This is a genomic window from Flavobacterium sp. GW823-FHT04A11 (assembly GCF_058796535.1).
Window position 1 is genome coordinate 1807459 of sequence record NZ_CM179503.1, and the last position, 12019, is coordinate 1819477.

Consider the following 12019-nt stretch of genomic DNA (forward strand, 5'->3'; position numbering starts at 1 on the left):
ATTAAAATGAAAAAATTAACCACATTTGCCTTGTTGATGGTGTCGTTTTTAGCGGCCGCACAACAAGAAACAATTGATCAAAAAGTAAATGCGTTATTGAAAAAAATGACCATTGAAGAAAAAATTGGTCAGCTTAATCAATATACAGGCGATAATTCTGCAACGGGTCCTATAACCATTAATCCAAACAAACAAGCCGAGATAAAAGCAGGTTTAGTAGGCTCGATGTTGAATATCATCGGAACAAAATACACCAGACAATATCAGGAATTAGCGATGCAATCCCGTTTAAAAATTCCGTTGTTATTTGGTCAGGATGTTATTCACGGATACAAAACAACATTTCCACTTCCGTTGGCAGAAGCAGCAAGCTGGGATTTACAAGCAATTGAATTAGCAGCAAGAGTTGCAGCAACAGAAGCTGCAGCAAGCGGAATTCACTGGACATTTGCTCCCATGGTTGACATTAGCCGTGACCCGCGCTGGGGAAGAGTAATGGAAGGAGCCGGAGAAGATACTTATTTGGGCTCTAAGATTGCGTATGCCAGAGTAAAAGGATTTCAGGGAAATAAACTAGGCGATTTAAACTCCGTTATGGCTTGCGTAAAACACTTTGCAGCTTATGGCGCCGGAGTGGGAGGACGAGATTATAACTCGGTTGACATGAGCGAAAGAATGTTGTGGGAAACATATTTGCCTCCATTTAAAGCAGCTCTTGATGCAGGAGCGGCGACTTTTATGAATTCATTCAATGATATAAATGGAATTCCGGCAACGGGAAATGCACATTTGCAAAGAGATATCCTAAAAGGAAAATGGAACTTCCAAGGATTTGTAGTTTCAGATTGGGGTTCTATTGGTGAAATGGTAGCACATGGATATTCTAAAGATCTAAAAGCGGCGGCACTTTCTGCCATTACAGCCGGAAGTGATATGGATATGGAAAGTAATGCGTACCGATATAATTTAGCTGAATTGGTTAAAGAAGGAAAAGTTTCTGTTGATTTAATTGACGATGCCGTAAAACGTATTCTTCGCAAAAAATATGAATTAGGATTATTTGATGATCCGTACCGATACTCAGATGAAAAAAGAGCTGAAAAAGCCTTGAGTAATCCTGAAAACAGAAAAGCGGCTCTTGAAGTTGCCGAAAAAAGTATTGTTTTATTAAAAAATGAAAATCAGACTTTACCAATTTCTAAAAGTGTAAAAACAATTGCATTCATTGGGCCAATGGTAAAAGAATACAAAGCCAATATGGGATTTTGGTCTGTAGAATTGCCGGATGTTAATTATGATAAATGGGTAGTTTCTCAGTGGGATGGTTTACAAAATAAAGTGGGCAAAAACACTAAATTGCTTTATGCAAAAGGCTGTGAAGTTGATGGCGATAATAAGGAAGGATTTGCAGAAGCCGTTGCAACAGCCAAACAAGCAGATGTTGTTATTTTAAGTATTGGTGAAAGACGCGACATGAGCGGTGAAGCAAAAAGCCGCAGCAATCTTGGTTTGCCGGGCGTTCAGGAAGATTTGGTAAAAGCAATTCAGGCGACTGGAAAACCGGTTGTGGTTTTAATAAATGCGGGACGTCCTTTGGTTTTTAACTGGACTGCAGATAATGTGCCGGCAATTGTGTACACGTGGTGGTTAGGAACAGAAGCCGGAAATGCGATTGCAAATGTTTTATTTGGAGATTATAATCCGTCAGGAAAATTGCCAATGACTTTTCCGAGAGAAGTTGGGCAAGTGCCAATTTACTACAATCATTTTAGTACCGGAAGACCGGCAAAAAATGAAACGGAAAACAATTATGTTTCGGCGTATATCGATTTGAAAAACTCTCCTAAATTTCCTTTTGGATATGGTTTGAGTTATACAAAATTCAATTATTCAGGTTTGAAATTATCTTCGACTAAAATAAAAAGCAACGAAACGATTAAAGTTTCTTTTCAATTATCAAATGTTGGAAAAGTGGCCGGAGAAGAAGTTGTACAATTGTATTTGAAAGATAAATTTGGATCTGTTGTAAGACCGGTTTTAGAACTGAAAGATTTCCAAAAAATAAAATTGAATGCAGGAGAATCTAAAACAATTGAATTTACAATTGACAAAGAAAAACTTTCTTTTTATAATGATAAATTAGAATGGAATGCAGAACCGGGAGATTTCGAAGTTATGATTGGAGCTTCGTCTGCAGATATTAAATTAAGATCTGACTTTGAATTAGTACAATAAATAGAAGTCAATTAAGATTGGCGTTATGGATTTTATAATACCTTTTGAATTATTTCAAGACAGTATTTATAAAATCCATAGCGCCAATTCCTTTATAAGATGCATATAGCGCTTTATCAAAAGCTTCGCGTTTTGCTTTTTTATTCTTCGCTTCTGTTTCAACCATCATTTGATTGAAAATCCTTTCCTGTTCTTCACTATATTTTATAGAAGCTTCGAGAAGATCATTTTTTGAAACTACTCCAAAAGAAGAATATATTTTTCTAATAAGCTTCTGATTCAGTTTTGTTAGATTTGGAATGCTCATATTTAAATCATTACTATTTTTCTATACTTAAACAGACTTTTATTTTTAGTTTTTGTTACAAAAAAGAGCGATATTAAAAACTGTAAATAAATAGATTATTCATTTTGAATCACTTTTTTTTGAAAAAATAACAAATCAATTTCATAATGTGTTATTATGACGCAATGTACTTATTTTTTTAATTCGTTTTTTGATTTTAAGTAAAAATTGTGACTTGCACACTTTCTATTTTTGTGCGAAATTATAGTTCATTAAAAAAATACGATTCAATTTATAAAAATCACTTAAATTGCAGGTGTATTGCAAACTAAATCTTAATAAAAACCATGGCTAAAGGAATTCTGGAAAACAACGAAAATTATCAGCCCGGACTTTCGATTGATTGTGTTATTTTCGGATTTCATGACAATCAGCTTAAAGTTTTGCTTATAAAAACTCCTTATGAAGAGAAATGGTCTTTACCCGGCGGGTTTGTTCCTATTGATCAGGATATTGATACTGCGGCGATTACAGTTTTAAACGGACGTACCGGAATCGAAGGTATTTTTTTAAGACAATTTGCCACTTTTGGGAAAGTAAAACGCAATGACAAACATTTTGATAATGCGGTTTTAGAATATTATAAAATTCCCAAAGAAGAAGGAAAATGGTTCAGGCAGCGTTTTGTGACAATAGGATATTATGCCTTGGTTGATTTCTTAAAAGCTATACCACAGAAAGATAATAGTCAGGAAGCCATAGAATGGATTGATCATAAAGAAGTGCCGGAACTTATTTTAGATCACGAAGAAATTTTAAATAAAGCATTAGATACATTGAGAACAGAATTAAACCTCATGCCAATTGGATATAATTTATTGCCCGAAAAATTTACTATTCCGGAACTTCAAAAGTTATATGAAACTATTTTGGACAAACAACTCGACCGAAGAAACTTCCTTAGAAAAATAACCAATATTGGAATTCTTAAAAAACTCGACGAAAAGAAAAGCAACGTCGCTCATAAAGCACCAAACTTATATACTTTTGACAAAGATAAATACGAAGAAGTCCTTAAAAACGGTTTAAATCAAGGATGGTAAGACAATAATAAAAAACCAGTTTTTTTAATGGTTAAATCTTTTATTGTGGAACTATTGTTCTAAAAGTCAAATTTACCCGGGGTTTTGAAGTCGTTTTTGTTGGCGGTAAACGATGCAGCCAATGGGTTTGTGTAGTGTCTTTCATCACTAATAAACTACCATGTTCTAAAATTAAAGAAACAGTTTCCTTCGTCTCTTTATGTTTGAAAGCAAACTTACGTTCTGCGCCAAAACTTACCGAACCAATAGCGCCATTTTTCTTTAAATCTTTTTCGGCATCGCTGTGCCAAGCCATTCCTTCATCGCCGGAATGATATAAATTAAGCAAACAAGAATTGAATGTTTCTCCGGTTTCCTGTTCAATAACAGTTTTTAGTTCCAGTAATTCCTTCGTCCACGGAAGCGCTTTTTTTGTAGTATTCGAATACGTATATTCAAATTCCTGATCGCCGTACCACGCTACTTTTCGTTTGGTAAGAATTAATTTTCCGAATATAATCGCTTCGTCATTTTTCCATTCAATAGTATTCAAAAGTACCTCCAGATAACGATTGGAGTCTTCTCTGGGAAATAGTTTTCCGTAATAATTTACGGTTCCATCTTTTGGAAGTAAGTTTGTTGTTTCGTCTGTTTCGGGATTAAATAAGTCCATTTTTCCAGTTTTGATATTCGGTTTTCATACAATGTCCGCAAGGTCTGAAACCGTTTTTTTTAGCTTCATTTTCAGATAAAAAGAAAACGCGATTTTCTCTTTTCATTCTTTTTCCCGACGAACATTTTAAAGTGCCGTAGATTTTCAGTTTTTGGTTTCCACCAAAGCAAATTTCCGCATTTTTAATTTTAATTCTTAGATCTGAATCTGAAATTTTATTGTGTTGAATCATTTGTTTTAAGTTGCAAAGTTACATAGTTGCAAAGGTTCAGAGGTTTCTGTATAAGTTGTAAATCTTTGCAACTCTGTACCTCTGAACCTTTGCACCTCAAAATTACGACAACGCATCATGAAAAATAATCCCCAACGTATGTCTTTCACCAGAATGAATTTCGCTCACGCCATGTTTAATATTTACACGATAATATCCTTTTGTTCCTTTTACAGGTCTGAAATTGGTCGTAAAAACCAAAACATCTCCCTTTTTAGGTTTCAGAACAATCGCTTTAGATTGTGCTCTTGGCGTTTGTTGCGTTAATACAAATTCGCCGCCCGTAAAATCTTCATCAGGTTCATTGAGAAAAAGCACTATTTGAATAGGAAAATAAACATCTCCGTATAAATCCTGATGCAAAGTGTTAAAACCGCTTTTGCCATATTTTAAAATTAGAACTGTTGCTTTAAATTGATTATTGGCATGACATTGCTCAATTAGTTTTTCATGTGTTTCAGGAAAAATAGTGTTGATGTTTAACGCTTTCATCCAGGCATTTGCAATGGGCGCCAGCTTAGGATAGATAGAAGTTCTGATTGTCTGAATCAAATCAGGCAAAGGATAATTGAAATACTTGTATTCGCCTAAACCAAAACGGTAACGTTCCATTACCACTGTTTTTCTGTACAAATTTGGATTGTCATAATCGAATTTTAAATCCTCGCATTGTTCGTTATTGAGTATATTGGGAATAATTACAAACCCATTTTCGTGCATTGATTCGGTGATGCTTTCCCAGTTTTGAGAAGCAATTTTTGATTGTATGTTTTGCATAGATAATTTTTAGCGGTAAATTAATTGTAGAGACGCCGCTACAGCGCGTCTCCGCAAAGATTGTCGACAACGATTTTTAACATCTTAACGAATTCTCTTTGGAAATACGGAATGTTTAGACGCAATGATTGCGTCTCTACGGATATACGTTGTGAATTTTTAAATGTCTGAATTAATCTGCGCACCTTCCCAACCAATAATGGCTGTTTTTCTTGTCTTTCCCCACATATAACCACCAAAAGTTCCTGATGATTGTATAACGCGATGACACGGAATTAAAAATGCTACAGGATTACTTCCAATTGCAGTTCCGACAGCTCTTGACGCATTTGGTTTTTCGATTTTTTGTGCAATCGAACCATATGTAGACAATTGTCCCATTGGAATCTTGAGCAGCGTTTCCCAGACTTTCAACTGAAAATCCGTTCCTTTTAAATGCAGTTTGATTTCAGATAATTTACTCCAGTCATTCTGGAAAATAAATAAAGCATTTTGCTGTACGAGATCTAGTTTTCTGGAAAATGATGCATTTGGAAATTTGTTTTTCAAATCCTGAAATCCGTTTTCTTCATCTTCGGCGAAAGCCATGAAACAAATCCCTTTTTGGGTCGATGCAACAATAATATTCCCAAACGGACTTTCGGCAAAACTGAAATTAATTTCTAAATTTTTGCCTCCGTTTTTATATTCGGCAGGTGTCATTCCTTCAATGTTTACAAACAAATCGTGCAAACGGCTGGTTCCTGATAATCCGGTATCAAAAGCAGCATCAAACAAAGTTGCGTGATCATTTTCTTTGAGAATTTTTTTGGCATGTTCGACGCTGATATATTGCAGGAATTTCTTCGGACTTGTTCCTGCCCATTCCGTAAACAACCGCTGAAAGTGAAACGGACTTAAATGCACTTTTTCGGCAACCTCATCTAAATTAGGTTGTTCTTTAAAGTTGACTTTGATATAATCAATCGCATCTGCAATTCTATTATAATTGATGTTTTCCTGTGTGTTCATTTTCGTTCAATTTTATAATGCAAATATCGACCGTGATTTGCGGGTATAAAATCCGAAACTTGCGGAAGTTTCTTTATTTTGAAGACTGATTTTTTAAAACCATCAGTTTTTCAGAAAGCATAAATTTAAAATCCAATAATTGAGATTTGTTCATACTAAAAGTACTAAACCAATCGATACTTTCATATAATTCATCTTCAGAAATATATTTAGAAAGTTCTTTAATGATATTGTCGCATTCATCATCATAAACATTCATGTCAAAATAAAGAATGTCTTTTAAAGGATGATCACCTGGTCCGCCTGCTGCCATTTTTTTTCTATTTTGAATTTTATTTTAATTCTTCTTTCCTTGACGAAACACTAATTAGCTTATACCCATTTTGAGTTCTTAGAAATTCAATATGGTCTTGTCCTTCATCTGTTTTGTTTTTAGGAGAAATCACGATGTTTTTTACGGGACTAATCCAGTCTTTTGGTTGATGGCAATTGTCAAAATATTGATCATATTCATTGGCTTCGTAAATGAATTTATTTAAGCTTTGAGAAGCAATATCATAACTGCAATCAGGTAGTTTTAGTTCTAATAATTTAGCTTTTATGAATTTGTAATTCAGTTTTATAAATTCGTTGTTAGGTTTACTAATCCAGCCGTCATCATCTCTTTTTTTCCAATACGTAATTGTATCGTAAGAATGTTTTAATAGATTCTCTTTTGATAAATCAGTAAGTAAAATGTTTTTTAGCCAGAACTTAAACTCTTTATCATAATTGATGAACGAGTAATATTGACCGTCAACACCAAGAAAATTATCCCGTATGGGATCTTGATTTTTTTCTTTTGATTTTTGTAAAGAATAAAAATTCAGTTCATCATTATAACCGAAATTTTCTATTAGAATCCTGTTATTGATATCTATTAAAAATTCTTTTCCTCCACTCCAAAAAAAATGTTCGCCATCTTGCTGTTTGGCAGCATCTTTTAAAACTATAATCATTCCGTTTCTAACTCTTGTTAAATCACTGTATTCTGCTGGAATTACGATTTTTCCATCGCCATTAAATACACCCATTTTATCCGTTTTGTAATCCTTAAAACGAATAAAACCCTCATTTTCACAATCAGCACCATTGTCAAAAATATATAAACTGTCGCGACCTACTATTTTTCCGGTTTTGGTTAAATAATAGCTTTTCCAGGTTTCATTTACTTCTTCTGAAACTGCAATGATATCATCAAACTTATTGGCAGAAGTAAGCCCCATAAATTTGGGAGTTATTTTGATGTTGCCATTTTTATCTTTAAAACCGACATGAGTTGTGTCTTTATCCCAAAATGAAATCCAGGTATCATTATTTTGGGCTGATAAAGTAAAATTGAAGCAAAGGAATATGGAAAGAATGATAATCTTTTTCATGAGATTTATTTATCGGATATGAATTTCTAATTCATTGTTTTTTGCTTCTTCAAAACAATCAGAACATAATGTTTTAAAATCGGCTAAGGTTTCAAAAGTGTCGGTCCATTCTTCGCCGTTATCTAATAACCATTGTTCGCAAGTTCCGCACCACGCAATTTGCGGAAGATCTTCTTCTGCCTCTGAATAGAAAAATCCAACTTTTTCTTTTTTGTCTATGGCCATCGCAATATGAATACATGTAAAAGACATTTCTTTTGAACCATGCTGTTCACATAAAACTTTTTCAATCATATTTTTATAGTTGTGGATGCTATGAGATGTACAATTTGTTTATATAGCTAATATATAAATATAATCTGCAATTGGTTCCTGAATACAAAAGAAAAGCCCTCACATTTTATGAGGGCTTAAAGTATGATTTTATGATCCTTGTCTGGTATATTTAGCTTCTTCTATGGCTTTTTCAAACGCTTCTACTTTTTTTGATTCTAATTCGAGTTCCATTTTTGCTTTATCAACTTCTTCCTGAGATTTAGTTATTTGCTTTTTACATTTTTCAATGTTTTTTTGATGCTCTGGATTATTACTATTTTCTGTTGCATTTTCAAGACTTTTTAATTCTTCTTGTTTTGCTTTTAAGTCAGCTTCTTTGTCCCATGTTTTTCGTGCCATTTTTATTAGTTTTTGCTCTTTTATAACTAGTTTGGCTTGTGCACTCTCTATGTGATTCCGAGAAATTGATTTCATGGTTGGCAGCTGCACCAACTGTGGAGGTTTATCGTTTCCACGCATAAATACTGGGGTTTGATCAAACTGTGGACCTGGCAAATTATAGTTTTGTGCCTTTACAAAAAGCGGTAATGTTAGGGTTATAATTGTAATGAGGAATATTCTCATATTTTGGATTTAGATTTGGTTTTGCGTGCCAAAAATATGTTTATATTTTAAAAAAGGCTAAAATATCTCATTAATTTTAAGGTTCCTGATAGCCCTTTGCGTGAGGGATAGGAGCAAGCTACCGAAGTAGCGCGGATAGCCCGACAGAATTTAAGAAAAGGCCAATGAGCTCAAAGTTGATTAAGGCCTTTTTTTAAATTGTGGCACGCCCTAATTATTTTAGATTGTAGATTTCTGATTTTATATTAAAAAACAAAACCCGACAAGTTTTAAAAACTTGTCGGGCTTGAATATGTATTAAAGAAATTCAGTTTTAGAATCTAAAATCTAAACTCAGAAATCTAAAATTATTAATATCTGTAGTATTCTGGTTTGAATGGACCTTCAACCGGAACACCAATATAAGCAGCCTGATCGTCACGTAAAGTTTCCAATTCAACTCCTAATTTAGCTAAGTGCAAAGCAGCAACTTTTTCATCTAAATGTTTTGGTAACATGTAAACGTCATTGTTGTAAGCAGCACTGTTTTTCCATAATTCAATTTGAGCCAAAGTCTGGTTTGTAAATGAGTTACTCATTACAAAACTTGGGTGACCTGTAGCACAACCAAGGTTTACCAAACGACCTTCAGCAAGAATAATGATATCTTTTCCGTTGATGGTATATTTGTCAACCTGTGGTTTGATTTCGATTTTAGATGCACCGTGGTTTTTGTTCAACCAAGCCATATCAATTTCGTTATCAAAGTGACCGATGTTACAAACAACAGTTTTGTCTTTCATTTGCTCGAAGTGCTCTCCAAGAACGATATCTTTATTTCCTGTAGTTGTAATGATGATATCAGCATTCGCAATTACAGTGTTTAATTTTTTAACTTCATAACCGTCCATTGCAGCTTGTAAAGCACAAATTGGGTCAATTTCAGTAACAGTTACAATAGATCCTGCACCTCTGAAAGAAGCAGCAGTTCCTTTTCCAACATCACCGTATCCGCAAACGATAACTCTTTTTCCAGCTAACATTAAGTCAGTTGCACGACGTACAGCATCTACAGCAGATTCTTTACAACCGTATTTGTTATCAAATTTAGATTTAGTAACAGAGTCGTTAATGTTGATTGCAGGCATTGGTAAAGTTCCGGCTTTTACTCTTTCGTAAAGTCTGTGAACACCAGTTGTAGTTTCTTCAGATAATCCTTTAATTCCAGGAACCAATTCAGGGAAACGGTCAATAACCATGTTAGTTAAATCTCCACCATCATCTAAGATCATGTTCAATGGTTTTCTGTCTTCACCAAAGAATAAAGTTTGCTCAATACACCAGTCAAATGATTGCTCATCAAGACCTTTCCAAGCGTAAACCTGAATTCCGGCAGCAGCAATAGCAGCAGCAGCCTGATCCTGAGTAGAGAAAATGTTACAAGAAGACCAGGTAACCTCAGCACCAAGAGCAATTAAAGTTTCGATTAAAACAGCAGTTTGAATCGTCATGTGCAAACATCCAGCAATACGAGCACCTTTTAGCGGTTGTTCGTCTTTATATTCAGCACGAAGCGCCATTAAACCTGGCATTTCAGCTTCAGCCAGTTCAATTTCTTTTCTTCCCCAAGCCGCTAGAGAAATGTCTTTTACTTTGAAAGCCACATAAGGCGTAGTTGTAGTACTCATTTATAGTGTATATTTGTATATTGTAAAATTTTTGCAAATTTACGGAATAGCTTTTTAATTTTGACTACTTTCTGTAAGATTTGTGAAATGTTTAATTTCTTAATCTTTAGAAGTTTAGTTTGCGAAATCTTTTTAACCATATAAGTGATATAAGTTCATTTAAAAAAGATTCTGAATATTTTAAATTACTTATTTGGATAGACTTAATTGCTTAAATTTATAATACCAATTTTAAATACGACCATATTATATTTATTTATATCACTTTATATGGTTAAAAAATAACCCATAATTCATAATTAAAAAAGAATGCCTTTATTTCAAACCATACAATGCAACGAAACGACCAAACTTTTAATTTGGGAGATCACAGAATCTTTTGAAGAGTTAATGAGTAAAGTTGTTTTAAAAGAAAAAACGCAACGCAGGTTAAGCGGAATGAAATCCCAAATGCACCAACGCGCTTTTTTGAGTGTTCGCATGTTGATTCAGGAAATGGGTTTTACAGATCACGATTTGCATTATGACGAATTTGGAAAACCTTATTTTGATTGTCATAATTATATTTCGATAACACATTCATATCATTTTGCAGCAATTATAATTAGTCACGAAACCGTGGGAATCGACATGGAATTGCAACGTGAGAAAATCCTGCGTATCGCCGATAAATTTGTCGATACGGAATTTGAATATCTAAATTCGAATGTTTTACAAGAATATGTAAAAAAACTTACTGTTATCTGGGGAGCAAAAGAGGCAATTTTCAAAATCAGAAACGAAAAAGGAATCAGTTTTAAAGATCATATTAGAGTGGGAGATTTTTCATTAAATGAAGATAAAACCGACGCCAGTCTCCATTTTGATAATCTCGTAAAAGATTTTGATGTTCATTACAGGGAAATCAAATCAGATAATTTTGATGAAAATTTCACCTTGGTGTATGCTTTTGAGAAATAAAGTTTTATGCGATTAAAAGAATCAAGATTGTGCTGCTATTTCAGCCATTTTCTTGCGATGCTCAAACATACTCATATACAAAAAAGTGCTCATTTTTCTGGCGCGTCTTTTAAGAGTATCTGCATTTTCGCCTTCAAAGTATTCATCGATTGTTTGAAACCAGTGATTTAACCATATTCCAAATACGTCTGCTGTAATATTACTTTCAAAACGGGCATCAACTTCATTGTGAACTGCATGCGGATTTCCTTTGTATTTTTTAACGGCAAACAAATTGGTCTCCCAAAAATCAGTCAGCTTTTCCAGATGTTTTTCCCAGTCTTTTATCATCGTATTAAAATAAAAGCCGATTTCTTCATCGGCTCTTATTTTAGCATAGAACTGATGTACCAAAAATTCTACGTCAGCTCTGTTTTCTATTTGTTTTTTCACAGAATAAAAGTATTTAAAAGAATTAGAGATACACTTAAAAATGCACTTAGAATTAAAAGATTAAAAACTACTTTATGTTTCATTTGTGCTAAAATAGAAGTGTTTACAAAGATACAAGCCAATACAACGATTGCCAATTGTATCATTTGAGGAATTGAGGTTCCGTTAGCCAGTACGTACATTGCAGCAGCGCCTCCTAAACAGCTTTGACCAATTACAGCCATTGCTGCAGAACCCATGTAATTATTGTTGAAATTTTCGAATGTTGTTTGATAAAGTGTCATGGTATTTCGTTTTTATATTAACA

15 protein-coding genes are annotated in these 12019 nt (G+C 33.9%); 3 read left to right on the top strand and 12 right to left on the bottom strand.

Annotation, left to right across the window (positions count from 1 at the left end):
* Window positions 1-6 precede the first annotated feature (6 nt).
* Entirely contained in the window at window positions 7-2235 is a 2229-nt protein-coding gene (locus AC3QL1_RS07845; protein ID WP_492496565.1) for a glycoside hydrolase family 3 N-terminal domain-containing protein, read from the top strand.
* A 49-nt stretch (window positions 2236-2284) separates the two neighbouring features.
* Here AC3QL1_RS07845 and AC3QL1_RS07850 read toward each other — a convergent pair whose 3' ends face one another.
* Window positions 2285-2542, bottom strand: coding sequence for a hypothetical protein (locus tag AC3QL1_RS07850; RefSeq protein ID WP_492496566.1), 258 nt, complete (start codon window positions 2540-2542; stop codon window positions 2285-2287).
* Between the two features lie 326 nt (window positions 2543-2868).
* Here AC3QL1_RS07850 and AC3QL1_RS07855 point away from each other — a divergent pair, with 326 nt between their 5' ends.
* Window positions 2869-3624 carry an NUDIX hydrolase gene (locus AC3QL1_RS07855; RefSeq protein ID WP_492496568.1) on the top strand — a complete coding sequence of 252 codons (756 nt, stop codon included), beginning with the start codon at window positions 2869-2871 and terminating at the stop codon, window positions 3622-3624.
* A 40-nt stretch (window positions 3625-3664) separates the two neighbouring features.
* Here AC3QL1_RS07855 and AC3QL1_RS07860 read toward each other — a convergent pair whose 3' ends face one another.
* The 9 genes from AC3QL1_RS07860 to ahcY form a co-directional block, all read right to left on the bottom strand.
* Window positions 3665-4276: an alpha-ketoglutarate-dependent dioxygenase AlkB family protein gene (locus AC3QL1_RS07860; protein ID WP_492496570.1), complete on the bottom strand. Its 612-nt coding sequence runs from the start codon at window positions 4274-4276 to the stop codon at window positions 3665-3667.
* Complete coding sequence (locus AC3QL1_RS07865) at window positions 4263-4508, bottom strand: Ada metal-binding domain-containing protein (RefSeq protein WP_492496572.1); 246 nt, start codon at window positions 4506-4508, stop codon at window positions 4263-4265. Before AC3QL1_RS07865 ends, AC3QL1_RS07860 begins: the two co-directional genes overlap by 14 nt.
* Window positions 4509-4610: 102 nt before the next feature.
* Window positions 4611-5324 carry a 2OG-Fe(II) oxygenase gene (locus AC3QL1_RS07870; protein ID WP_492496574.1) on the bottom strand — a complete coding sequence of 238 codons (714 nt, stop codon included), beginning with the start codon at window positions 5322-5324 and terminating at the stop codon, window positions 4611-4613.
* A gap of 159 nt (window positions 5325-5483) precedes the next feature.
* A complete protein-coding gene (locus tag AC3QL1_RS07875) occupies window positions 5484-6335 on the bottom strand; it encodes a methylated-DNA--[protein]-cysteine S-methyltransferase (protein WP_492496575.1) in 852 nt (283 codons plus the stop codon).
* 73 nt (window positions 6336-6408) lie between these two features.
* Entirely contained in the window at window positions 6409-6648 is a 240-nt protein-coding gene (locus AC3QL1_RS07880) for a hypothetical protein (RefSeq protein ID WP_492496577.1), read from the bottom strand.
* Window positions 6649-6667: 19 nt separating this feature from the next.
* Window positions 6668-7753: a WG repeat-containing protein gene (locus tag AC3QL1_RS07885; protein ID WP_492496578.1), complete on the bottom strand. Its 1086-nt coding sequence runs from the start codon at window positions 7751-7753 to the stop codon at window positions 6668-6670.
* A 9-nt stretch (window positions 7754-7762) separates the two neighbouring features.
* Entirely contained in the window at window positions 7763-8047 is a 285-nt protein-coding gene (locus AC3QL1_RS07890) for a hypothetical protein (RefSeq protein WP_492496580.1), read from the bottom strand.
* 129 nt (window positions 8048-8176) lie between these two features.
* Window positions 8177-8653 carry a hypothetical protein gene (locus tag AC3QL1_RS07895; RefSeq protein ID WP_492496581.1) on the bottom strand — a complete coding sequence of 159 codons (477 nt, stop codon included), beginning with the start codon at window positions 8651-8653 and terminating at the stop codon, window positions 8177-8179.
* Between the two features lie 350 nt (window positions 8654-9003).
* On the bottom strand, window positions 9004-10320 hold the full coding sequence (gene ahcY / locus AC3QL1_RS07900) for an adenosylhomocysteinase (protein WP_492496583.1): 1317 nt from the start codon (window positions 10318-10320) through the stop codon (window positions 9004-9006).
* Window positions 10321-10629: 309 nt separating this feature from the next.
* Between ahcY and AC3QL1_RS07905 the strand changes: the two genes are divergently transcribed.
* On the top strand, window positions 10630-11280 hold the full coding sequence (locus tag AC3QL1_RS07905) for a 4'-phosphopantetheinyl transferase family protein (protein WP_492496585.1): 651 nt from the start codon (window positions 10630-10632) through the stop codon (window positions 11278-11280).
* Between the two features lie 21 nt (window positions 11281-11301).
* On the opposite strand, the gene AC3QL1_RS07910 is transcribed toward AC3QL1_RS07905, so the two are convergent.
* Together AC3QL1_RS07910 and AC3QL1_RS07915 are read right to left on the bottom strand one after the other, a co-directional pair.
* A complete protein-coding gene (locus AC3QL1_RS07910; protein ID WP_492496587.1) occupies window positions 11302-11712 on the bottom strand; it encodes a group III truncated hemoglobin in 411 nt (136 codons plus the stop codon).
* The gene (locus tag AC3QL1_RS07915) at window positions 11709-11996 is read right to left on the bottom strand and encodes a hypothetical protein (protein WP_492496589.1); all 288 of its coding nucleotides are present in this window, start codon (window positions 11994-11996) and stop codon (window positions 11709-11711) included. The genes AC3QL1_RS07910 and AC3QL1_RS07915 overlap by 4 nt, the downstream gene beginning before the upstream one ends.
* Window positions 11997-12019 lie beyond the last annotated feature (23 nt).